Raw genomic sequence first — 24,471 nt, forward strand, 5'->3', positions numbered from 1 at the left:
GTGCGGAAAATTCATAAACTAAAGAAAACGATTACAATGCATAGGAGTGATTTGATATGGCAAAAAGAATAGATGTGGCAATTGCTAAAGTTTCAATGATTATTAAAGGTTATGAATGTGGACCAGGTGTTCCAAAACTTTTGGTACAGTTAACGCATAAAGTGTCAGGAGTTGTCGCTGATAAGCTCCTAGTCAGGACTGCAGGTAAAGAACGTCAGATTAGTAGAGTGTACTTGTCAGATGATAAGGGACAAGAAGTCAGCAGTGCCAGTGAGTATCTAGTTATCAAAATGCCAGTGACTTTTGATAGTCAGAAAAATGCAGCTATAGCTTGTCCATTTTATTACAATCTAGAAACCTTGCACAACACTTGGGTGGAAGATTATCCAGTTACTATAAATGGATTAGAGGTAATTTGTGACGGTGAAGTGGCTGAACTATCTGGAAACTATGATATTATTCATAACCGTCTATCACCTGATACTGATGTCTTTAATAAGCGTGGCTTTTATTCTGGTACTTACCTTAATCCCTTAACAAAGCAAAAAGAAAAACTCACCCTTCAATATGTATCGTATGAGCCCAAAGCCCAAAAGGCAGAAGAAGGCTTTCCTTTGTTAATTTGGCTTCATGGTCAAGGTGAAGGAGGAACAGATACTGATATTACCTTGTTGGGAAATGAAGTAGTAGCTCTAGCTAAGCCCGCTATTCAATCCCATTTTACAGCTGGTAAGCAAATAGGTGCCTATATTTTAGCTATTCAAGCCCCAACTTATTGGATGGATGAAGGTGATGGGACAAATGGTGCTGGCGCTGGTGATTCATGCTATACTGAGGTTTTGATGGATACGATTAAGACTTATGTTGCGAATACTCCCGCTGTTGATAAGAAACGAATTTATTTAGCAGGGTGTTCAAATGGTGGTTACATGACCTTGAATTTGGCGATTCGTAACCCTGGGTACTTTGCTGCCCTTGTTCCACAAGCTGCAGCTTATTCCTATTATCAATATGAGCGTAATAGCACTGGCACCTACGTAATAGCTTCTAGTGACACACCGGCATTTGTTAAGACAGATATGGTTTATTTTGATAAGGATAAATTTGCTGCTCTTAAGGATACTCCAATTTGGTTCATTCACGCAGCCAATGACACGATTGTTAATCCAAAGGATTATGCACTGCCTATTTATAAGGCTTTGCTTGATAGCGGAGCTGAGAACAAGTGGTTTTCTTACTTTGAAAGTGTTGATGGAACAGACATGCAAGGTGTCTCTTACATTGGGCATTTATCTTGGATTTACTTCTTTAAAAATCAAGTCTCAGGAGTACAAGATATTTCTGCCATCAAAAAATCAGATGACTTATCAGGATTTAAACCAAGTAATAAAACTAATGGAGGTATAAGTACTGCAAAAGTTAATGGAAAATCTTATGACAATATCTTTGATTGGTTAAATGCTCAAGAAAAATAAGTTTAGACAAATGAAAAAAGCCGTTTTAGACGGCTTTTTTATTAGGGATGAAACAAACTACCTAGCATGATTGCAGTAGCGGCATTTCCTTTGTATTTTTCAGGACTATCAGCTATTTCTTTGTAAAGAGCTGTAATCTCAGGTGATGTTTTGAGTTTATGAGTTAGCAAATACCTAGAAATGGCATGAGCCAATTTTGTACGTGCTAGTTGGTCGTGTTCGTCTTTTTCTAAATCTTTAGCGAGTGCAAAGATGTCTGCTTTTAGAGGCTCATCATCAGGTAAACTAGCATAAGCTTTACTGAGTAATTCCATGAGTTGATTTTCCTTTACCATAATAGAAATCTCCTTTATTATTATGGCAACAGTTTAATATTTTGCTTGAAAAAGGTCAAGAAAAAAGCTGAAACACTGTCTCAGCTTTTTTATCTATATTATCAGAAATGATTACATTTCGTTTGGTGCTTCAACGCCAAGAAGACGAAGTGCTTCTTTAAGAACTGTAGCAGTTGCGTAGCTGAGGGCTAGACGGCTGTCACGTTCTGGGCTTTCGTCAAGGATACGTGTGTGTGCGTAGTATTTGTTGAAGCTTTGTGCAAGGCTGATAGCGAATTTTGCAATGATTGATGGTTCAAAGTTATCAGCTGCACGTTTGATAATACGTGGGAAATCTTGGATAAGTTTTACAATTTCCCAGCTTTCTGCGTCATCAAGGCTGTAAACTTGGTTTACAGATGGTGTAAACTCAGCTTTACGAAGGATTGATTGGATACGAGCGTGAGCGTATTGTACATATGGTCCAGTTTCACCTTCAAATGATACCATAGCGTCAAGGTCAAAGTCGTAACCGTTCAAACGATCTGTTTTCAAATCGTAGAATTTGATAGCTCCGACACCGACAGCATGAGCAACAGCTTCCTTGTCAGCAAGGTTAGGATTTTTAGCGTTGATTTGATCTTCAGCACGTTTAACAGCTTCAGCAATTGTTGGTTCAAGAAGGATAACATTACCTTTACGAGTTGATAATTTTTTACCTTCTTTAGTAACAAGTCCAAATGGTACGTGAGTAATATCTTCGTTCCATTCGAAATCCATTTCGTTAAGAACGGCTTTCAATTGTTTGAAGTGAGCTGATTGTTCGTTACCAACAACGTAAATAGCTTTTGCAAAGTCGTAAGTACGTTTACGGTAAAGAGCGGCAGCTAAATCACGTGTGATGTAAAGTGTCGCACCGTCAGATTTTTTGATAAGGGCTGGGTGTTCGATACCATATTTTTCAAGATTAACGACTTGGGCACCTTGAGATTCTTCAAGAAGACCTTTTTCTGTCAAGATATCGACAACTTCATCCATTTTATCGTTGTAGAATGCTTCACCGTTAAAGCTATCAAATGAAACACCAAGTTCATTGTAAAGGCGGTTGAATTCTACAAGACTTTCGTCACGGAACCATTGCCATAGTGAGATAGCTTCTTCGTCGCCTGCTTCCAATTTACGGAACCACTCACGAGCTTCTTCATCAAGTTCTGGATGTGTTTCAGCTTCAGCGTTGATACGAACATAAAGTTTCAATAGTTCGTCGATTGGATGAGCTTTAACAGCTTCTTCGTCACCCCATTTTTTGTAAGCGACGATCAACATACCGAATTGTTTACCCCAGTCACCAAGGTGGTTGATTTTAACAGCTTTATAGCCAAGCTTTTCAAAAATGTTAGCCAAGCTATCACCAATAACAGTTGAACGAAGGTGTCCAATTGAGAATGGTTTTGCGATGTTTGGACTAGACATATCGATAGCAACATTGCGACCGTGTCCTAGATCTTGACTAGCGTAGTTGCTTCCGTTTGCGATAACTTGTCCTAGGACATCAGCAGAGATGCTTTTCTTGTCAAGGAAGAAGTTAATGTATGGGCCAACAGCTTCGATTTTTTCAAAACCTGTTGTATCCATTTTTTCAGCAATATCTGCTGCAATCATTTGTGGTGCTTTACGAAGGATTCGAGCCAATGAGAATGCTGGAAAAGCAAGGTCCCCCATATCAGAATTTTTTGGCACTTCAAGCAGATTAACAATTTGTTCTTGGTCTAATTCTGGAACAATAGTTTGAATGCGTTCTGCAATTGTACGTTTAGTATCCATGATTTTCTCCTAAATTAGTTAGTCATATTATTTTAACATAAAAATAAGAAATAAACGAGGTTAGTGACAAGAAAACGTTTGAAGGAGTAAAAATTAAGAAGTTATAGGAAAGATGGACGATGGAAAGGTGAAAAAATTTCATTTTTTTGGTATAATTTTAAGGATAAATATACACAAAGGGAAAGTTAAATGAATAAAATAGAACGTCAAAATCGAATCAAACGTTTGATTCAATCAGGCCATATTGGCACACAAGAGGAAATCAAGCGACATTTGCAAGAAGAAGGCATTAATGTTACGCAAGCCACTTTGTCACGAGACCTCCGTGAGATTGGACTTTTGAAATTGCGTGATGCTTCAGGAAAACTTTACTACAGCTTGTCTGAGACTGCAGAAACAACATTTGGAGCTAATATCCGTTCGTATATTTTAAAAGTAGCTCGTGCTGGTTTTATGTTGGTATTGCACACTAATCTCGGTGAAGCAGATGTTTTAGCAAACTTGATTGATAGCAGTGATATTTCTGAAATTCTTGGAACTGTGGCTGGTGCTGATACATTGTTAGTCATTTGTAAAGATGAAGAAACTGCTCAAGCATTTGAGCGCGATTTATCAACAGGCCTATGAGCAACTATGATCAAGCCGTAGAAAAATTACTCCAAGCCGTTCAAAAGCATGATAGTGTGGTTGAGTTTCAAAGAGCTGAAAAAAAGATTAAGGATTTTCCAGAATTAGAAGACCTGGTCAAAGATATGAAAGCTTACCAGCAAGAAGCTGTACTTTTTCACAAGATCGATAAAGCTTGTGCTGAAAAAGAGGCTGGTGCTCAAGCTGATCAATTGCGAGAAGAATTATCAGAGCTTCCTATTGTCAAGGATTATCGTGCTAAAATGCAAGACGCAAGTGATTTAGTTCAATATATTACAAACAGCTTGGAAGCAAAAATTAACGAGGAGTTAAGTAATGGCAAAAGATAAAATTTCTCCAGGCATGCAACAGTATTTGGACGTCAAAAAAGACTATCCAGATGCTTTTTTACTTTTCCGCATGGGAGACTTTTACGAATTATTTTATGATGATGCAGTTAAGGCTGCTCAAATTTTAGAGATTAGTTTAACTAGTCGTAATAAAAATGCTGACAATCCTATTCCAATGGCAGGAGTACCTTATCACTCAGCTCAGCAATATATTGATGTATTGGTTGAGATGGGATATAAGGTAGCCATTGCCGAGCAAATGGAAGATCCTAAACAGGCAGTTGGTGTGGTTAAGCGTGAAGTTGTTCAAGTGATTACACCAGGGACTGCTGTTGATTCTTCTAAGCCAGATAATGCTAATAATTTCTTAGTAGCCATTGATTCTGATGGTAAAACTTTTGGCTTAGCTTACATGGATGTCTCAACTGGTGAGTTTTATGCCACAAGCCTCTCAGACTTTACTAGTCTAAAAAGTGAAATTCTAAACCTTAAAGCTCGTGAGATTGTAGTCGGATATGAGCTTTCAGAAGATGAACAACATAGCTTAGTTAAACAACTCAATTTATTGCTTTCGTTTGAGCAAGAGCGCTATGAAGATGTTCATTTGATTGATCCTAATTTAACAGCTTTAGAGATTTCTGCTGCTGAAAAATTACTTCAATACGTTCATACAACACAGAAACGTGAATTGAGTCACTTGCAAAAAATTGTTCACTATGAAATCAAGGACTATTTGCAAATGTCTTACACGACAAAATCTAGTCTTGATTTGCTAGAAAATGCTCGAACTAGCAAAAAACACGGTAGTCTTTACTGGTTACTAGATGAAACCAAGACGGCTATGGGGATGCGTCTGTTGCGTAACTGGATTGATCGTCCTTTAGTTAATCAAGAACAAATTGAAGAACGCCAAAATATTGTTCAAGTGTTCTTGGATAATTTCTTTGAACGTAGCGATTTGACAGATAGTCTTAAAGGTGTTTACGATATTGAGCGCTTAGCTAGTCGTGTGTCATTTGGAAAAGCCAATCCAAAAGATTTGCTTCAACTTGGTCATACTCTAGGGCAGGTGCCAACTATCAAAGCTATCTTGGAATCTTTTGATAGTCCTCACCTTGACAAGCTTGTCAACTGCATTGACACATTGCCAGAACTAGAATCTTTGATTAGCTCTGCTATTGATCCAGATGCTCAGGCAGTGATTACAGAAGGAAGTATTATCAAAACTGGTTTTGATGAAACTTTGGATAAATATCGCAAAGTCATGCGTGAAGGCACAAGCTGGATTGCTGAAATTGAAGCTAAAGAACGTGCGGCTAGTGGAATTACAAACTTAAAAATTGATTACAACAAAAAAGATGGTTACTATTTCCATGTGACAAATTCTAACCTTTCATTGGTCCCAGACTATTTCTTCCGTAAGGCAACATTGAAAAATTCAGAGCGTTTTGGTACGGCAGAATTGGCTAAAATCGAAGGCGAAATGTTAGAAGCACGTGAACAATCAGCAAGCTTAGAGTATGATATTTTCATGCGTGTTCGTGCTCAAGTTGAGCGCTACATTTCACGTTTGCAAGATTTAGCAAAAGCTATTTCTACGGTCGATGTTTTGCAAAGTTTGGCTGTTGTTGCTGAAAACAATCATTATGTTCGCCCAACTTTCAACAATAATTATGAGATTAAGATTGAAAAAGGACGTCATGCGGTCGTTGAAAAAGTGATGGGCACACAGGAATATATCCCAAATACCATTACTTTTGGTAGAAACACTAATATTCAGTTAATTACTGGTCCTAATATGAGTGGTAAATCAACTTATATGCGCCAATTAGCCTTGACGGTGATTATGGCACAAATGGGGTCATATGTTGCCGCTGAGAGTGTCAGTCTTCCTGTTTTTGATGCTATCTTCACACGTATTGGTGCAGCAGATGACTTAATTTCAGGTCAATCAACCTTCATGGTAGAAATGATGGAAGCTAACCAAGCTATCAAACGAGCTAGCGACCAGTCCCTTATCTTGTTTGATGAATTGGGACGTGGTACTGCAACTTATGATGGTATGGCTTTGGCGCAATCAATTATTGAGTATATTCATGATTATATTGGTGCTAAGACAATGTTTGCAACCCATTATCATGAGTTGACATCTCTGTCAACTACCTTGACACATCTTGTCAACGTGCATGTTGCAACTCTAGAACGTAATGGCGACGTCACTTTCCTTCACAAAATTGCAGAAGGACCTGCGGATAAATCTTATGGTATTCATGTGGCAAAAATTGCAGGTTTGCCAGAAGATTTATTGCAACGAGCAGATAGCATTTTAACGAATCTAGAATCAGGTGCTGCTCAACTTCATTTGACAGCAGATGCAGTAGATGTTGAAGAAGAGACTCAAGTGAAGACTAAGGTTGAAGAACCTGTTGCAGAACAATTGAGCTTGTTTGCAGATGAAGCTACTAATCAAGATGTGATTGAAGCTCTTAAAAAAGTAGATTTGATGAATCTAACTCCGATGCAAGCCATGAATGTTATTTATGAGCTAAAAAATATGTTATAAAATTAAGAGGTAATCTGAAAGCAGATTGCCTTTTTACTTTGTGTTATAATTAAAGGTAAACAGTCGTGAATGAAAGGAAAAGGAATGCTAGCTTGAAACAGCATTTCTATCAGATAAATTATGAGTAAAATTATTGAGTTGCCAGAAGTTTTGGCCAACCAAATTGCTGCTGGTGAAGTTATCGAACGACCAGCCAGTGTTGTGAAAGAATTGGTAGAAAATTCGATTGATGCTGGCAGTAGTCAAATTACCATTGAAATCGAAGAATCTGGTCTCAAGAAGATTCAAGTGACTGATAATGGTGAAGGAATTGCTCAAGAAGATGTGGCTCTTAGTTTACATCGCCATGCTACCAGCAAGATTAAAAGTCAAGCTGATCTTTTTCGAATTAGAACTTTGGGATTTCGTGGTGAAGCCATTCCCTCAATTGCTTCTATTAGCCACTTTACGGTAAAAACATCGACGGCTGATGAAAATTATGGAACTCTCTTGGTGGCTAAAGGTGGCGAAATCGAAACACAAGAACCGATTTCAACACCGGTCGGAACAAAAATTACGGTTGAAAATCTTTTTTACAACACACCTGCTCGTCTTAAATACATGAAGAGTCTTCAATCAGAGTTAGCTCATATTGTGGATGTGGTTAATCGTTTGAGTTTAGCACACCCAGAAATTGCCTTTACTTTGATTAATGATGGCCGTCAAATGACAACAACTTCTGGTACAGGAGATTTGCGCCAAGCCATTGCAGGGATTTATGGCTTGAATACGGCTAAGAAAATGATTGAGATTTCGAATGCTGATCTTGATTTTGAAGTCTCTGGATACATCAGTTTGCCAGAATTGACGCGTGCAAATCGCAATTACATCACCATTTTAATCAATGGTCGTTACATTAAAAACTTTTTGCTTAATCGTGCTATTTTAGATGGCTACGGTTCAAAATTGATGGTTGGGCGTTTTCCGATTGCTGTCATTGACATCCAGATTGACCCTTACCTTGCCGATGTCAATGTTCACCCGACGAAGCAAGAAGTCCGTATCTCAAAAGAAAAAGAGTTGATGAGCTTAATCAGCTCTGCAATTGCAGAGAGTTTGCGTGAGCAAGATTTGATACCAGATGCACTGGAAAATCTAGCTAAGTCAAGCACTCGTGGTTTTTCAAAACCAGAGCAAACGAGCTTGCCGTTGAAACAAACTGATCTTTACTATGATAAAGAATGTCATGATTTCTTTGTAAAATCAGATACGGTTGAAGAGCAACCTGTACAGCTGTTTAATGAGGTTGACACTCCTGTCAAGGAAGTTGACAATCAGTCATCGGTGAAATTTGCACAGCGCTCAACTGTAGAACACCAGAGGGCTGATGACCACGATGAGCTTGATTTTAAAAATAAAAGCAAACTCAATAAGATGATTGAAAGTCTTGATACTGAAGAAGCATCGACTTTCCCAGAATTAGAATATTTCGGTCAAATGCACGGGACTTATCTGTTTGCACAAGGAAATGGTGGCCTTTATATTATTGACCAGCATGCGGCGCAAGAACGTGTTAAATATGAGTATTATCGCGATAAAATTGGAGAAGTTGATGACTCTCTTCAACAACTTCTGATGCCATATTTATTTGAATTTTCAGGAGCTGATTTTATTAAGCTACAAGAAAAAATGGAGCTGTTGAATAAAGTTGGGATTAATTTGGAACCATATGGTAACAATACTTTTATTCTCCGTGAGCATCCTATTTGGATGAAAGAAGAGGAAATTGAGACAGCTGTTTATGAAATGTGTGACATGTTGTTGTTGACAAATGAAGTATCAGTGAAAAAATACCGTGCCGAACTGGCTATTATGATGTCATGTAAACGATCAATCAAGGCTAATCACACACTGGATGATTATTCAGCACGTCAGTTGATAGTGCAATTATCTCACTGTAAAAATCCTTATAACTGTCCACACGGACGCCCAGTACTTGTCAACTTTACCAAGTCAGACATGGAAAAAATGTTCCGTCGTATTCAAGAAAATCACACAAGTTTAAGAGAGTTAGGAAAATACTAGAATGTACGATTATATCAAAGGAAAATTAACCAAAATCACAGCTAAATATATTGTTGTCGAAGCAGGTGGTTTGGGCTATATTATTAACGTTGCCAACCCTTATAGTTTTTCAGATTTGATGAACCAAGAGGTGCAAGTTTATCTTCACCAAGTGGTGCGTGAAGATGCTCAATTGTTATTTGGGTTTCACACAGAAGATGAAAAAGCAGTCTTTCTCAATTTGATTTCGGTTTCTGGGATTGGTCCGACAACTGCGCTAGCCATCATTGCGGTAGATGATAATGAGGGCTTGGTCAATGCCATTGATACAAGTGATATCAAATATTTGATGAAATTCCCAAAAATTGGTAAAAAAACTGCTCAACAAATGATTTTGGATTTGGCTGGAAAATTTGTCGATGTTTCTGTAGAAAATGGCAAAGCTTCTCAGACAAAAACAGTTGCTAACGAGCAACTTGAAGAAGCCATGGAAGCTTTATTGGCGCTTGGTTACAAAGCAGCAGAGCTTAAGAAAATTCGCAAGTTCTTTGAAGGAACAAATGAAACTGCAGAACAATACATTAAATCAAGCCTTAAGATGCTGATGAAAGGCTGATTATCAAGGATTTTTAGGAGATGTTTCACATGAAACGTTGTAGTTGGGTGAAGGAAAGTAATCCTTTATATGTCGCTTATCACGATGACGAGTGGGGCAAACCACTTCACGATGATTGTAAACTATTTGAGCTTTTATGTCTTGAAACCTATCAAGCTGGTCTATCGTGGGAGATTGTACTTAATAAACGACAGGCTTTTAACGAGGCTTTTCATCATTATGATATTCAAAAAGTTGCTCAGATGACTGATGATGAACTTGATGGTTTACTTACAAATTCAGCTATTGTGAGAAATCGTCGTAAGATTTATGCGACTAGGGCAAATGCTCAGGCTTTTATCAAGGTTCAGGAAGAATTTGGTTCATTTGATCGCTACCTATGGGAGTGGGTTGATTTTACGCCTCTTGTTAATGAGGTGGAGGATTATGCGACCTTTCCAGCTAGCACGCCTTTGTCTGAAAGACTTTCTAAAGATTTAAAAAAGCGTGGGTTCAAATTTGTTGGGCCAGTGTGCGCATATTCTTTCCTCCAAGCAGCTGGTTTAGTAAACGATCATGAAATTGATTGTGATTTTAGATAGTTGATGGTCATCTGGAAAGTTATTTCCAGATGATTTTTTGTTAAATAAGAAAAGTTGACACGTTTGTCAACAGGTGACAATTTTAGTTGACAGACTGTGAATAGAATGAACGTGTAATGCTGATGGAATATAGCAAATAGCACTTTACATTGCTTGTAAATTAGAGTATTTTGGAAGGAAAAAATAAGCAAGGGCAGGTGGGATTATGAAGCAAATGACTAGAAATACTTTTGTCTATTTTTTATCGAATTTTTTAGTAACGGTGGCTTATTCTATGCCGCACTCGATTTTGACAGTTATTTTACTAGCCAAAGGGTTGACCTTGTCACAAATCTTGCTGATTCAATCAGCTTATAGCATTGCGATTGTCTTGTTTGAATTTCCAAGTGGCTTGTTAGCAGATAATTATTCTCGGAAAAATCTTTATAGTCTATCAAAGGTCTTCTTGATAGTCATGTTTTTGATTGTGCTTTTTAGTAGTAATTTTTATCTGATTTTTTTAGCATGGTTTTGTTATGGAATAGCTGCTGCTTTGGATAGTGGGACTCTTGATGCTTACATTATTAATCAATTGAAGTTAGCTGGTCGTGAAAATGAGCTTCAAAGATTTTTAGCTCTTAGCAATCGTTTAGAAATTGTTGGTTTACTTCTTGGGAGTAGTTTAGGTGGAATTCTTTATCAGTTTATTGGCATCAACATTTATGTATTAGGAACTGTTTTCTTAGTAGCTTCGACTCTGATTAGCTTTTTCTTATTTAGAGAAAGAACAAAATCTACTGATTTACAAGAGCTTCATGTTAGTGTACTAAAAAATCAGATTAGGAACAGCTTTAAGGAACTGCGCAAGCAACCACGCTTGAGCTTAATTCTGATTTTTGATTTCTTAAGTCAGATTTTCTTTCAAACACATTTTCAATTATGGCAGTCATTTTTCTTAAGCAAGGGGATTAGTAGTCATTATTTCCCTGCCTTTTATATTGCTTTTCAAGTGATTACACTATTTTCTTATTCAATCAATATTGAGGGTATTAAGAAATATAAAGGAATTATTAAATGGAGTCCTTTAATTATTTTTCTCCCTTTGACTTTCTTTTCAAGTCACTTAGGTATCTTTTTATCAGCTTATTTTATCTTTATTTTTGTTTTTTACGTTATTGAGTTTATCTTAAATTATCAGTTTAATAAGATGGTGTCGATTGAGAATATTTCATCATTGGTTTCATTTAAATCAACAGTCAGTCGAATCGGCAGTATTCTTTTATTATGTGTCTTGAGTTTTATGGTGAAAATAACAGCAGTCGAGATGGTTATGACTATTAATTTCATGACTTCCTTACTTTTATTAGCAGTTTTAGCAGTATTTTTTATGAAAAAAGCAAAGGTTGACACTTCTGTAAAGAAAGTTGACAACAAATGATAAGGGGAAACGGATGCTTTATCGCAAAAAGTCATTCATTTTCCATATTTTTTGATAGAATAAAACTAAATTACGAATAGATAAGTAGGTGGCAAATATGAAAGCTGAGATTATTGCTGTTGGGACAGAAATCTTAACAGGACAAATCACAAATACTAATGCACAGTTCTTATCAGAAGAATTTGCAAAATTTGGTATTGATGTCTTTTTCCAAACAGCTGTTGGAGATAATGAAGAACGTCTTTTGTCAATTATTGATTTGGCAAGTAAGCGTAGTGATTTAGTTGTTTTGTGCGGTGGCTTAGGACCAACTGAGGATGATTTAACAAAACAAACTTTGGCAAAATATTTAGGGCGTAACTTGGTTTTTGATGAAAAGGCAAGTAAACGTCTAGATGAGTTCTTTGCCACACGTCCACAATTTGCAAGAACAGCTAACAATGAACGTCAAGCTCAATTGATTGAAGGATCTACACCTTTACAAAATAGCACTGGTTTAGCTGTTGGTGGTGTGATAGAAGTTAACAGTGTTACTTATGTTGTTCTTCCTGGACCACCAAGTGAACTTAAACCAATGGTTTGGGATTATTTAGTACCTTTGTTATCTAGTGATCACAAGCAGCTTTACTCTCGTGTTTTGCGATTCTTTGGAATTGGTGAAAGTCAACTAGTGACAGTTTTGTCAGATTTGATTGATAACCAAACAGATCCAACCATTGCTCCTTATGCTAAGACAGGGGAGGTAACCCTTCGTTTGTCAACAAAAGCAGATGATATTAAGTCAGCTAAAGCAAAATTAGATGACTTAGAGCATAAAATTCTTTCAAAGAAAACCTTAAATAGTATCCCACTTGAAAATCTTCTTTATGGTTACGGCGATGATAACAGCATGGCGCGTGTTGTTTTTGACTTACTTAAGCAAAAACAAAAGACTATCACAGCTGCAGAAAGTTTAACAGCAGGGTTATTTCAATCAAGTATTGCTGATTTTCCAGGTTCTTCAGCAGTCTTTAACGGTGGTTTTGTGACTTATAGTATTGAAGAAAAATCTAAAATGCTTCAGATTCCACTCGAAGAGTTGCAAGAACATGGTGTTGTTAGTCACTTTACAGCTGAAAAAATGGCAGAGCAATCACGTTTATTAACAGATGCTGATTTTGGTATTGGTTTAACAGGGGTCGCTGGTCCAGATAGCTTAGAAGGTCAACCAGCAGGTACAGTTTTCATAGGTATTGCTACTAGAAAAAAAGTTCATTCTATTCGTGTTGTTATAGGTGGACGAAGTCGTTCAGATGTCCGTCATATTGCATGTTTGTATGCTTTTAACCTAGTACGTCAAGCTTTATTACAAGATTAAAATTTGCTATAATAAAGCTAGTATCTCGAACAAACAGAAAGGGAAAAATTTGGCTAAAAAGACAAAGAAAACAGAAGCTATCACGAAGAAATTTGGTGATGAGCGTAAAAAAGCACTTGATGATGCTTTGAAATTAATTGAAAAAGATTTTGGTAAGGGAGCTGTTATGCGCTTGGGTGAGCGTGCTGAACAAAAAGTTCAAGTGATGAGTTCAGGTAGCTTGGCTCTTGATATTGCTCTTGGAGCAGGTGGTTATCCTAAAGGACGTATCATTGAAATCTATGGTCCTGAAAGTTCAGGTAAAACAACAGTAGCTCTTCATGCCGTAGCGCAAGCTCAAAAAGAAGGTGGTATCGCAGCCTTCATCGATGCTGAACATGCCCTTGATCCAGCTTACGCCGCAGCTCTTGGTGTCAATATTGATGAATTGCTTTTGTCACAACCAGACTCAGGTGAACAAGGTCTTGAAATCGCTGGAAAATTGATTGATTCAGGAGCTGTTGATCTTGTTGTTGTCGACTCAGTTGCAGCTCTTGTTCCACGTGCCGAAATTGATGGTGATATTGGTGATAACCACGTTGGTTTACAAGCTCGTATGATGAGTCAAGCCATGCGTAAACTTTCAGCATCTATCAATAAAACAAAAACAATCGCCATCTTTATTAACCAATTGCGTGAAAAAGTTGGGGTTATGTTCGGTAACCCAGAAACAACACCTGGTGGTCGTGCCCTTAAATTCTATTCTTCAGTTCGTCTTGACGTGCGAGGAAACACACAAATTAAAGGTACTGGTGACCAAAAAGATAGCAACATTGGTAAAGAAACTAAAATCAAAGTGGTTAAAAACAAAGTTGCTCCACCATTTAAAACTGCTGAAGTGGAAATTATGTATGGTGAAGGTATTTCACGTACAGGTGAATTGATTAAAATCGCTAGTGATTTGGACATCATTAAAAAAGCTGGAGCTTGGTTCTCTTACAATGGTGAAAAAATTGGTCAAGGTTCTGAAAATGCTAAGAAATATTTAGCTGATCATCCAGAAATTTTTGATGAAATTGATCACAAAGTTCGTGTTCACTACGGATTGGTTGAAGAAACTGAAGATGAAAAAGCTGCAAATCTTGCTGATGAAAAAGCCGCAGCGACTGAAAAAGTAGATGAAGTTGTCCTTGATTTGGATGATGCTATCGAAATCGAAGAATAAAAGGGAAAATATAAAAGGAAGCTGTATCAGCTTCTTTTTTCTTACAAAAAAAGCAATCTTTTTAATTGACTTTTTAGAAAAATAGGTCTTAGGTCCCATGTGTTCCACTGTGTATGTGTGCTATAATACAACTATCATGGGATAGAAAGTGAGAGTGCACATGATTAAAATTTACACAATTTCAAGTTGTACAAGCTGTAAGAAAGCCAAAACATGGCTCAACGCTCATCAGCTCCCTTATAAAGAACAGAATTTAGGAAAAGAACCACTATCACGAGAAGAAATCTTAGCGATATTAACAAAAACAGAAAACGGTATTGAAAGTATTGTTTCATCTAAAAACCGTTATGCAAAAGCACTTGACTGCGATATTGAGGAATTAAGCCTAAGTGAGGTTATTGATCTCATTCAAGCTAATCCACGTATCTTAAAGAGCCCAATCTTGATTGATGATAAACGTCTCCAAGTTGGGTATAAAGAAGATGATATCCGTGCTTTCTTGCCACGCTCTATTCGTAACGTGGAGAATGCAGAAGCTCGTTTGCGCGCAGCTTTATAAATGTTATTTATATAGTAGAAAAAGGCTCAATTTGGGTCTTTTTTATCTTCCTATTTTTGGAAAATATATTAAAAATTTGAAAAAGGTTACATGCTATTTGTGTCAGCTTTTATAACAATTTTTTCTGAAATGTATTTGAAATCAAAATAAACTTTGGTTAAATAAAGTCAGATTCTTGTGAAATCTTAGTGAATAAGCTATAATAATTGATGACAGCTATTTAGAAAGAAGGTGTAAGTATGGGATTTACAGATGAAACTGTACGCTTTAATTTAGACGATAGCAACAAGAAAGAAATTAGTGAAACTTTAACAACGGTTTATCGCTCTCTTGATGAAAAAGGTTATAACCCAATCAATCAGATTGTAGGTTATGTTCTAAGTGGTGACCCTGCTTATGTGCCTCGTTACAATGATGCAAGAAATCAAATTCGTAAATACGAACGTGACGAAATTGTTGAAGAGCTTGTCCGCTATTATCTCAAAGGAAATGGAATTGACTTGAAATGAGAATCATGGGACTAGATGTCGGCTCGAAGACTGTTGGTGTGGCAATTAGCGACCCACTTGGTTTTACAGCGCAAGGCGTAGAAATTATTAAAATCGATGAAGAAGCTGGCGAATTTGGCTTTGAAAGACTTGGAGAGTTAGTTAAACAGTATAGAGTTGATAAGTTTGTGGTTGGTCTACCTAAAAACATGAACAATACTGAAGGACCTCGTGTAGAAGCAAGTAAGGCCTATGGTGACCAGATTGCGGAACTTTTCAATATTCCAGTAGATTATCAAGATGAACGTTTAACAACTGTTCAAGCAGAACGCATGTTAGTAGAGCAGGCTGACGTTAGTCGTGGTAAGCGTAAAAAAGTTATCGACAAATTAGCTGCACAGCTTATTTTGCAAAATTATTTAGATAGAATGTTTTAATCTAATCATTAATTCATTTAAAGGAGACAATTATGGCACATAACCATAACCACGATCATAACCATGATCACGAGCATGAAGTTATTACACTTGTAGATGAACAAGGTAATGAAACACTTTTTGAAATTCTTTTGACAATTGATGGTCGCGAAGAATTCGGTAAAAACTATGTTCTTTTGGTACCAGCTGGTGCTGAAGAAGACGAACAAGGTCAAATTGAAATTCAAGCTTACTCATTCACAGAAAATGAAGATGGTACTGAAGGTGACCTTCAACCAATCCCTGAAGACTCAGATGCTGAATGGGATATGATTGAAGAAGTTTTCAACAGCTTCTTAGATGAAGACTAAGTTTGTAAGACGAGAGATTAGGAGTTATTCCTAATCTCTTTTTTCATAGATAGGATAATACTAAGGAAGTCAAAAATGCCTCCTTTTTATTTTTACGAATAAGTAAATTAAAGGGGGACATTTTATGGAGAAAAATAGTCATTTAAGCGAAGAGGAAAATGATTTCCTAAAACGCTATCAAAACAAGCCATATCACTGTTTTAGGGAAATTTTAGCTTATTGTGTTATCCTTAACAAATTGACTAATGATTAGTTTCTGTTATACTTAGAGTAAGACAATTCAAGGAGAAATTAAGTGAATACATCAGAACAAGTAAATGTAGATCAGACTGCTGTGTCATCATACAGTCGCTCATCTCGTAAATTCGGTGAAGTTAGCAGTCATCTAGAACCTTCTAGACGAACAAAAGTGCCACAACCTCATAAATTATATATTTTGTTGCTGAGTGTTGTAGTAAGCTGTTTATCAGTAGCTGTACCTATGTTTACCGATATGGCAAATAGTCTACAATCACAAAATCTTTATATTGGATCAATGTTTGCTCAAGGGCATCTTCCATTTACGGATATGTTTGCGACAGGTGGTTTCCTCTATTATGCAGTGATTGCTTTGGCTTACATTCTTGGTTCTACTCTATGGTTAGTTCCAATTCAAATTGTTACTTTTTATTTATCAGGAATTTATTTCTATAAATTAGTTAACTATTTTATAGATAGTCAACGTGTTGCTGTTGCCTTTAGCGGCGTTTTCTATCTACTTAATGTTGCTCTTGGCTTTGGTGGTTTATACCCTATTCAATTTGCAATGCCTTTTGTTATGGTTTCATTATGGTTTTTAACAAAATATTTTGCCGATATTATCAAGGATGAAGCCTTTATTTTATATGGATTTGCTGGCGCAGCAGCAATGCTTTTAGAACCTCGTACTTTGGTGTTCTGGGTGCTTTCTTTCCTAACAATCATTGTATTTAACTTAAAACAAAAACATTTTGCGCGTGGTTTCTACCAATTATTGTGTATCATTTTTGGAACTATTTTGGTGTTCTACACAGCGGGATACTTCATTTTGAATGCTCAAGTGTTATCACCATATATTTCACAAGCTATTGTTTATCAATTCACTAATTTTGCAACTAGTGATGGCAATTTGATTTTAACTTTATTGTTCCAAGTTGTCTTGGCTTTAGCATCTGGACTTTTATTAGGCGCTTTGTCATTTGGTAAAGTAATCAAAGGTGAAGATAAGGTATCAAAATGGCTTATTTTCCTAGTATTTCTTGTTTTCTTTGCCATGGATTTATTCACACAAAGTTACCAATTCTATAATTTATTGGCAGTAATACCTTTTGGTTTATTATTGACAGCTATGGTTTTGGGAGAACAATATAAGCGTAGTTTGACAAAAACATCGCATCGCCGTAGAAAAACTTCAGATAATGCTGGAAGCTTTGGTCTTTATCTCAAACGTCATTTTTATTTACCAATTTTAGTGCTTGTGTTTGGTGTTGGGCAAACTTTGGTACATACAGTCCTATCAGCTAATCTAAACAGTGAACGTACAAGTATTGCAAGCTATCTCGAAAAAGAAGCATCAAAAGATGATACTATTTATGTTTGGGATGATTCATCTAAAATTGGTATTGATAGCCAATTGTCAAGTAGCTCACAATTCACTTCGCCAGTTGTTAACACAACGAAATCTGCTAATGAAAAAGTCTTAGAAGATGAATTGCTACAAAATCTAGGGTCATATATTGTGGTCAACAAGGATCAAAAAATTTCTGATTCACTAAAAAAGAATTTTTCTTCTAACTATGAAGAGGTCCAAATCGGCGGTATTACAGGCTTTACCGTCTATCACAAAAAATAAAGAAAAACGCAATATCTTGTGGTTACCAAAAAAAGTGACCACAAGATATTGATTTTTTTTTGTCCCGTGTTATAATAGACGAGTAAGAAGGAGTGTTCATATGATTACATTAGAAAAAGAAAAAATTGCTGCTCAACCTACTGTAAAAGTTATCAAACGCGATGGACGTTCTGTAAACTTTGATTCAGATAAAATTTATAATGCTTTGGTTAAAGCAAGCAATAATGTGACAAAAATGTCACCAGTTGTTGAAGCAAAATTGGAATCTATTTCAGATAATATCATTGCTGAAATTTTTGATCGCTTCAAAGACAATGTTAAAATTTATGAAATTCAAAATATCGTTGAGCATGAACTTTTAGAAGCTAATGAATACGCAATTGCTCAAGAATATATTAATTATCGTACAAAACGTGACTTCGCACGTTCACAAGCGACAGATATCAATTTTTCTATTGATAAACTTTTGAACAAAGATCAAACCGTCGTTAATGAAAACGCTAACAAAGATAGTGAAGTCTTCAATACACAACGTGATTTGACAGCTGGTATTGTTGGTAAATCAATTGGTCTTAAAATGTTGCCAGCTCACGTTGCCAATGCTCACCAAAAAGGTGACATTCACTTCCATGACCTTGATTACAGCCCATATACTCCAATGACAAACTGTTGTTTGATTGACTTCAAGGGAATGTTGGGTAACGGCTTTAAGATTGGTAATGCTGAAGTTGAAAGTCCAAAATCAATCCAAACAGCAACAGCACAAATTTCACAAATCATTGCTAACGTTGCTTCAAGCCAATACGGTGGATGTACAGCTGACCGTATCGATGAATTTTTGGCACCATATGCTGAACTTAATTACCAAAAACATTTGAAAGATGCTAATGAATGGGTTGCTGAAGATCGTCGTGAAGATTACGCACGTACAAAAACTAAAAAAGATATTTACGATGCTATGCAAAGTCTTGAATACGAAATCAATACTTTGTTTACATCAAATGGTCAAACACCATTTACATCACTTGGTTTTGGTCTTGGTACAAATTGGTTTGAACGTGAAATTCAAAAAGCAATTCTTGAAATCCGTATCAAAGGTTTAGGTAGCGAACATCGTACAGCTATTTTCCCTAAACTTATCTTTACTTTGAAGAGTGGTCTTAACCTTGAAGAAGGTACACCAAACTATGACATCAAACAATTAGCTTTGGAATGTGCCACAAAACGTATGTATCCAGATGTTCTTTCATACGATAAAATCGTTGAGTTGACTGGTTCATTTAAAGCCCCAATGGGATGTCGTTCATTCCTTCAAGGTTGGAAAGATGAAAATGGTGTCGAAGTTAACTCAGGTCGTATGAACCTTGGTGTTGTTACTGTTAACCTTCCTCGTATTGCCATGGAATCAAATGGTGATATGGATAAATTCTGGGAAATTTTCAACGAACGTATGGGAATTTGTAAAGATGCGCTTGTTTACCGTGTTGAACGTGTGAAAGAAGCTACTCCAGCAAATGCTCCAATCCTTTACCAATATGGTGCTTTTGGTAAACGTCTTGGTAAATATGATAACGTTGATGAACTTTTCCGTCACCGCCGTGCGACAGTATCACTTGGTTACATCGGACTTTACGAAGTCGGAACAGTCTTCTTTGGCCCAGAATGGGAAACAAATCCTGAAGCTAAAGAATTCACAGTTGACATCATCCGTAAAATGAAAGATTACTGTGTTGAGTGGTCAGATGAATATGATTATCACTTCTCAATCTATTCAACACCATCTGAAAGTTTGACTGACCGTTTCTGCCGTCTTGATACTAAGAAATTTGGTATTGTTAAAGATATCACTGATAAAGAATACTATACAAACTCATTCCACTATGATGTTCGTAAGAATCCAACACCATTTGAAAAACTTGATTTTGAAAAAGTTTACCCAGAAGCTGGTGCAACAGGTGGATTCATTCACTATTGTGAATACCCAGTTCTTCAACAAAATCCGAAAGCTCTAGAAGCTGTTTGGGACTATGCTTATACACGTGTCGGATACCTTGGTACAAATACACCAATCGACCGTTGTTATAAGTGTGGATTTGAAGGGGACTTCACACCAACAGAACGTGGTTTCGTTTGTCCAAACTGTGGTAACAGCGATCCAAAATCAGTAGATGTTGTTAAACGTACTTGCGGATATCTTGGTAATCCTCAAGCTCGTCCAATGGTTAATGGTCGTCACAAAGAAATTTCTGCTCGTGTTAAACACATGAACGGATCAACTATTAAAAATCCAGGTGACTACCGTATGCACAAGGATAAAAGTTGTTAATCATTAGTTTTCTTCAATAACTTTGAAGATTTAAAAAGGTCAATGATTGACCAATAATAGTTTAGACAGTTTCACGACATATTGAAGCTGGAGACATTCGTCCCAGCTTCTTTATTATATTGATAAACATTTGAAGAAAGGAAAAAATTGTGGGAAAATATCAATTAGATTATAAAGGCATGCAACAAGTTGAACGTTTTCACGAAAAAAATTCGAACGTGAAATCTGACAAAAAAGCGCGTGTAAATCAGCTAAAAGCTCAATTTTTAGAAAAAGCTAAGAAGAAAAGTAAATAAGAGGTAGGTTTATGCAATTACGAAGACCTGAATTATCAGATAAAGCAGCTGTTATGGACATGATGAAAGACTTTGAAGTGAGTAAGTCTGCTCATGATGGTGGTTTTTGGGATGTGGATAACTTCAATTACGAAGAGTGGATTGAGGACAATCGTCTAAGTGAAATGGGAATTAATGTTCCAGAAACTTTTGTTCCGGCTGTTCAATTTGTCTCTTTTTCTGATGATGGCAGAGCTTTGGGATTTTTGCATTTACGTCTACGTTTAAATGAAAATCTTTTAAAACAAGGTGGACATATTGGTTATTCTATTCGTCCATCTGAACGCCGTAAAGGGTATGCTAAAGAGCAGTTGCGATTAGGTTTGTTAGAAGCTAAAAAGAAAAATATCAAAACTGCTCTAGTGACATGCCACGAAGACAATCCTGCTAGTCGTAAGGTGATATTAGCAAATGGTGGTAAACTAGAAGATATTCAAAATACTGTTGAACGCTATTGGATAACTCTAAATGAGTAATCAAGGGAAATTAGGACAGAAAGAAGGCTAGTATGGAAGAAAAAAACTGGAATACTCCTAAACCCCGTGAATGGAAATCAGAAGAATTAAGCCAAGGTCGTGTTATTGACTATAAAGCCTTTAATTTTGTTGATGGTGAAGGGGTTCGTAATTCGCTTTATGTATCAGGTTGTATGTTTCATTGTAAAGGATGCTATAATGCTGCTACATGGTCATTTAAAGCAGGGCAACCTTATACCCAAGAGCTAGAAGAGCAAATTATGGCTGATTTGGCACAACCATATGTTCAAGGGCTAACGCTTCTTGGTGGAGAACCGTTCTTAAACACAGGATTTCTCTTACCATTAATTAAGCGCGTGCGTCGAGAACTTCCTGAGAAGGATATTTGGTCTTGGACGGGTTATACTTGGGAAGAAATGATGCAAGAAACCCCAGATAAGTTAGAAATGCTTAGCTTAATTGATATTTTAGTAGATGGTCGTTTTGATATAACTAAGAAAAATTTGATGTTACAATTTCGTGGGTCAAGTAATCAACGTATCATTGATGTTCAAAAGTCATTGAAAGCGGGAGAAGTTATTATTTGGGATAAATTAAATGATGGTGATCAAAAATTTGAACAGGTTAGCCGCGATGATTTACTATAAATGTGGAAAAAAGTAGCTGATTTTCAAGAATCAGCTACTTTTTTGAGGAAAATTTTGCTAAAAATGGAAGTTATTAACAGCTGTTTTTTTTAAAATGTGGATAGCTCTTAAAACTTGGTATAAAGGGATTTATAGCTGAATTATACACAAGTTATCCCCAGTATATAACCACACTTATCCACAAGTTGTGAATAACTGTTAACAAATTGTGTAAAAATGGGAGAATTTTCATGCTATTTTACTTTTTTTTATAAAAAATGCGTGATTGATTTGAAAATTTCATGCAAAAAAGTCAGTAAGACAATAGTTTTACCGACTTTTTATCTATTTAAGGTCATTGAGACCTACTTTTACGGGAACACAAGAAAAAAATACATAGAGCAGGTTTGCTTAACTGAACGATTAAGTTGACTTTAGAGCTTATTGATTAATATTTTTTGTGGATAACTTACTAATCCTTACAGTTAACTGTGATTAATAAGTGTCAAAAAACTGTCAATTAAAATATCAATGTGTCAACTTATAGCAAAATGGAAACGGTAAATCTGTCAATGTTAGCGGTTTTCTTGTCAACTTTATGAAAGAAAGTGTCAAGAAAGGAAATAAAGCAACAGGATTTAGAGACATGGGAGTATGTCATTAAATCATTACAAAAAATTTTAAAAATAAATACCCCTATCTTTTGTTTCTTATCTTTGTTTGTTCTTCTGAGGGAGCATTGAAGTAACTAGGAATAGAATTAAAAAGAAGGGATAGATTTTTGGCAATAAGTTCGGGTTCTTCAGGCTCATCTTTAGTTAACCAAAATTGTAGGATGTTAAGATAGGCACCAAATAAACCTTTTGAGATGTAATCAATGTTGCTATCTACAGTATCATCAACACACCAGGGGAGATTGATGGTTTTGTAAATCTGTGCAGATTTTTGATTGAATTTTTCTGTTAGTAATGAAAAGTGGCCACTTTCAACAAGTGATGAAATAAAAGCTTTATTCGAATACATAAAATTCAAAGTGACTAAGAAAACGTCCTCTGCACTCTCCGCTAAGATAAAATTATCTCGCTGTAGATAATAACCTTTAACAAAGTTATCTAAACAGAAATCCATTAAATCGGCTTTGTCATCAAAGTAGCGATAAAATGTGCGTCGTGAAATAGCAGCTTTGTCAAGGATATGATAGATAGTGATTTTGTCATAATGTCGTTCAGTAATCAGTAGATAAAGGGCTTTTGATAAACGGTGTTTAGTCTCTAAGACTTGGTGTTGTTTTTTTGATAAATTTTTCATAAACAATCCCCTACTTGAATGATGTAATATTTCTGAAAAGACAAAAAATTATACCTAATCAATTTAGCATTGTAACATAAACCTAAAAATTAAGCTACATCAATCCTACGATTATGATAACGTTTTACTTAAAAAAGTTATCATTGTTAGCTTTTCTAACAGTGATAGAGGACAAAATATTAAGAAAATTAGAACTAGGATACAAAAGTTTAAAAAAAGTATCACTTACACAAAATCCCTTTTCAAAATCGCAAAAAAATATTATAATGTTCTCCAAAACACCTAGATATATAAAACGACAAAATGAAAAAATGTTTATTTTATCTTTATTTTTTCAGAATAAGAATAAATATACATTAAGATTTATGTGAGTTTTATGTGAAAGGGAATACTAAGAGGAGGTCCTAATGTGCTTGATGCTAAACAATTAAGAAAACTTCGTCGTTCAGATTTATTTGAGCTGCTTGTAGAACAAGCTAAAGAAATTGAAGAACTTCAAGATCAAGTAAAAGAACTTGAAGGTAAGCTTGAGCGTCGTGAGCTGCAAGTTTCAGATGCTGGCTCAATTGCTGAAGCTGCCCTTGCTATCAGTAAAGTTTTTGAAGAAGCACAGGCAGCAGCGGATACGTATCTTTATAACGTTAAGCGTATGGCAGACGCCAAAAAGAATGTAGATGATGAAGCGTAAGAGGCTGAGATTTTTAACATGAAACCAATAGTTGAAAAAAAATCACAGAAAATTAATTTATCCGATTTACCAAAAGCCGAGGAGCTTTCAAAAGAACTAGGAAAAATTAAATATCGTGAACGCTATATTCGAACTCTACGCAGCACAGTTTTTACCTTAGTGACAGTAGCAGCTTTGGCTGTACTTGTTGCAACAATTTGGTTACCTGTTTTACAAATCTACGGAAATTCAATGACTCCGACTTTGAAGGCTGGAGATATGGTAGTTTCTGTTAGCAAGAAACATTTGAAACAGGGTGATGTTGTGGCATTTTATTATAATAACAAGGTTTTGGTAAAGCGTGTTATTGCAACATCAGGCCAATGGGTCAACATTGACAAAAAAGGTAATGTCTATGTTGACGGAAAGAAAATCAAAGAGCCTTATTTACAAAAAGGTGAAAAAGATTACGGAGAAACCAATATCGACTTACCTTATCAAGTACCAGATGGCAAGTACTTCGTGATGGGAGATCACCGAAAAGTTTCTATCGACTCACGTAATAAAGCTGTTGGTGTGGTAGACGAAGAACAGTTAGTTGGGAAACTAAGTTTTAGGATTTGGCCCCTTCCTCGTATGGGGACAATCGATTAAAGAG

The 24,471-nt window shown here is 36.2% G+C and carries 24 protein-coding genes; 21 read left to right on the forward strand and 3 right to left on the reverse strand.

What is annotated here, in order from left to right:
• The first annotated feature begins 56 nt into the window (after positions 1-56).
• Complete coding sequence (locus tag BLP98_RS05620) at positions 57-1,475, forward strand: prolyl oligopeptidase family serine peptidase (protein WP_074482319.1); 1,419 nt, start codon at positions 57-59, stop codon at positions 1,473-1,475.
• A gap of 41 nt (positions 1,476-1,516) precedes the next feature.
• Here the strand turns inward: BLP98_RS05620 and BLP98_RS05625 are convergent, their stop codons facing one another.
• Together BLP98_RS05625 and argS are read right to left on the reverse strand one after the other, a co-directional pair.
• The gene (locus BLP98_RS05625) at positions 1,517-1,810 is read right to left on the reverse strand and encodes a bacteriocin immunity protein (RefSeq protein WP_074482320.1); all 294 of its coding nucleotides are present in this window, start codon (positions 1,808-1,810) and stop codon (positions 1,517-1,519) included.
• A gap of 111 nt (positions 1,811-1,921) precedes the next feature.
• Positions 1,922-3,613, reverse strand: a complete 1,692-nt coding sequence (gene argS / locus BLP98_RS05630) for an arginine--tRNA ligase (protein WP_074482321.1) — start codon at positions 3,611-3,613, stop codon at positions 1,922-1,924.
• A gap of 189 nt (positions 3,614-3,802) precedes the next feature.
• Between argS and argR the strand changes: the two genes are divergently transcribed.
• From argR to nrdG, 18 genes are all read left to right on the forward strand, one after another.
• Positions 3,803-4,240, forward strand: coding sequence for an arginine repressor (gene argR / locus BLP98_RS05635; protein ID WP_074482322.1), 438 nt, complete (start codon positions 3,803-3,805; stop codon positions 4,238-4,240).
• On the forward strand, positions 4,237-4,590 hold the full coding sequence (locus tag BLP98_RS05640; protein WP_074482323.1) for a YlbF family regulator: 354 nt from the start codon (positions 4,237-4,239) through the stop codon (positions 4,588-4,590). Before argR ends, BLP98_RS05640 begins: the two co-directional genes overlap by 4 nt.
• The gene (mutS, locus tag BLP98_RS05645; protein WP_074482324.1) at positions 4,577-7,153 is read left to right on the forward strand and encodes a DNA mismatch repair protein MutS; all 2,577 of its coding nucleotides are present in this window, start codon (positions 4,577-4,579) and stop codon (positions 7,151-7,153) included. Before BLP98_RS05640 ends, mutS begins: the two co-directional genes overlap by 14 nt.
• Before the next feature lie 120 nt (positions 7,154-7,273).
• Positions 7,274-9,217: a DNA mismatch repair endonuclease MutL gene (mutL, locus tag BLP98_RS05650; protein WP_074482325.1), complete on the forward strand. Its 1,944-nt coding sequence runs from the start codon at positions 7,274-7,276 to the stop codon at positions 9,215-9,217.
• A gap of 1 nt (position 9,218) precedes the next feature.
• Positions 9,219-9,812 (forward strand): Holliday junction branch migration protein RuvA, encoded by a 594-nt coding sequence (gene ruvA / locus BLP98_RS05655; RefSeq protein ID WP_074482326.1) that lies wholly within the window; start codon positions 9,219-9,221, stop codon positions 9,810-9,812.
• Between the two features lie 29 nt (positions 9,813-9,841).
• A complete protein-coding gene (locus BLP98_RS05660; RefSeq protein WP_074482327.1) occupies positions 9,842-10,393 on the forward strand; it encodes a DNA-3-methyladenine glycosylase I in 552 nt (183 codons plus the stop codon).
• Positions 10,394-10,598: 205 nt separating this feature from the next.
• Entirely contained in the window at positions 10,599-11,810 is a 1,212-nt protein-coding gene (locus tag BLP98_RS05665) for an MFS transporter (protein ID WP_074482328.1), read from the forward strand.
• A 97-nt stretch (positions 11,811-11,907) separates the two neighbouring features.
• Positions 11,908-13,167: a competence/damage-inducible protein A gene (locus tag BLP98_RS05670; protein WP_074482329.1), complete on the forward strand. Its 1,260-nt coding sequence runs from the start codon at positions 11,908-11,910 to the stop codon at positions 13,165-13,167.
• 49 nt (positions 13,168-13,216) lie between these two features.
• Positions 13,217-14,371 (forward strand): recombinase RecA, encoded by a 1,155-nt coding sequence (gene recA, locus BLP98_RS05675; RefSeq protein ID WP_074482330.1) that lies wholly within the window; start codon positions 13,217-13,219, stop codon positions 14,369-14,371.
• Positions 14,372-14,531: 160 nt separating this feature from the next.
• On the forward strand, positions 14,532-14,930 hold the full coding sequence (gene spx, locus BLP98_RS05680; protein ID WP_004233512.1) for a transcriptional regulator Spx: 399 nt from the start codon (positions 14,532-14,534) through the stop codon (positions 14,928-14,930).
• A gap of 239 nt (positions 14,931-15,169) precedes the next feature.
• Entirely contained in the window at positions 15,170-15,439 is a 270-nt protein-coding gene (locus BLP98_RS05685) for an IreB family regulatory phosphoprotein (RefSeq protein ID WP_003066890.1), read from the forward strand.
• Positions 15,436-15,855 (forward strand): Holliday junction resolvase RuvX, encoded by a 420-nt coding sequence (gene ruvX / locus BLP98_RS05690; RefSeq protein WP_074482331.1) that lies wholly within the window; start codon positions 15,436-15,438, stop codon positions 15,853-15,855. The genes BLP98_RS05685 and ruvX overlap by 4 nt, the downstream gene beginning before the upstream one ends.
• A gap of 32 nt (positions 15,856-15,887) precedes the next feature.
• Positions 15,888-16,205 carry a DUF1292 domain-containing protein gene (locus BLP98_RS05695; protein ID WP_006531413.1) on the forward strand — a complete coding sequence of 106 codons (318 nt, stop codon included), beginning with the start codon at positions 15,888-15,890 and terminating at the stop codon, positions 16,203-16,205.
• A 295-nt stretch (positions 16,206-16,500) separates the two neighbouring features.
• Positions 16,501-18,075, forward strand: a complete 1,575-nt coding sequence (locus BLP98_RS05700; protein ID WP_074482332.1) for a glycosyltransferase family protein — start codon at positions 16,501-16,503, stop codon at positions 18,073-18,075.
• 100 nt (positions 18,076-18,175) lie between these two features.
• On the forward strand, positions 18,176-20,401 hold the full coding sequence (gene nrdD / locus BLP98_RS05705) for an anaerobic ribonucleoside-triphosphate reductase (RefSeq protein WP_074482333.1): 2,226 nt from the start codon (positions 18,176-18,178) through the stop codon (positions 20,399-20,401).
• A 149-nt stretch (positions 20,402-20,550) separates the two neighbouring features.
• On the forward strand, positions 20,551-20,697 hold the full coding sequence (locus BLP98_RS09465) for a hypothetical protein (RefSeq protein WP_165941999.1): 147 nt from the start codon (positions 20,551-20,553) through the stop codon (positions 20,695-20,697).
• An 11-nt stretch (positions 20,698-20,708) separates the two neighbouring features.
• Positions 20,709-21,212, forward strand: a complete 504-nt coding sequence (locus tag BLP98_RS05710; RefSeq protein ID WP_074482334.1) for a GNAT family N-acetyltransferase — start codon at positions 20,709-20,711, stop codon at positions 21,210-21,212.
• 32 nt (positions 21,213-21,244) lie between these two features.
• Positions 21,245-21,859 carry an anaerobic ribonucleoside-triphosphate reductase activating protein gene (gene nrdG / locus BLP98_RS05715; protein ID WP_074482335.1) on the forward strand — a complete coding sequence of 205 codons (615 nt, stop codon included), beginning with the start codon at positions 21,245-21,247 and terminating at the stop codon, positions 21,857-21,859.
• Positions 21,860-22,534: 675 nt separating this feature from the next.
• Here nrdG and BLP98_RS05720 read toward each other — a convergent pair.
• Positions 22,535-23,146 (reverse strand): TetR/AcrR family transcriptional regulator, encoded by a 612-nt coding sequence (locus BLP98_RS05720; protein WP_074482336.1) that lies wholly within the window; start codon positions 23,144-23,146, stop codon positions 22,535-22,537.
• A gap of 409 nt (positions 23,147-23,555) precedes the next feature.
• On the opposite strand from BLP98_RS05720, the gene BLP98_RS05725 reads away from it, so the two are divergent.
• Together BLP98_RS05725 and lepB are read left to right on the forward strand one after the other, a co-directional pair.
• The gene (locus BLP98_RS05725; protein ID WP_074482337.1) at positions 23,556-23,834 is read left to right on the forward strand and encodes a DNA repair protein; all 279 of its coding nucleotides are present in this window, start codon (positions 23,556-23,558) and stop codon (positions 23,832-23,834) included.
• Between the two features lie 18 nt (positions 23,835-23,852).
• A complete protein-coding gene (gene lepB / locus BLP98_RS05730) occupies positions 23,853-24,467 on the forward strand; it encodes a signal peptidase I (protein ID WP_074482338.1) in 615 nt (204 codons plus the stop codon).
• The last annotated feature ends 4 nt before the right edge of the window (positions 24,468-24,471 follow it).

The sequence above is a fragment of the Streptococcus equinus genome, assembly GCF_900104225.1.
Classification (GTDB): domain Bacteria; phylum Bacillota; class Bacilli; order Lactobacillales; family Streptococcaceae; genus Streptococcus; species Streptococcus equinus_D.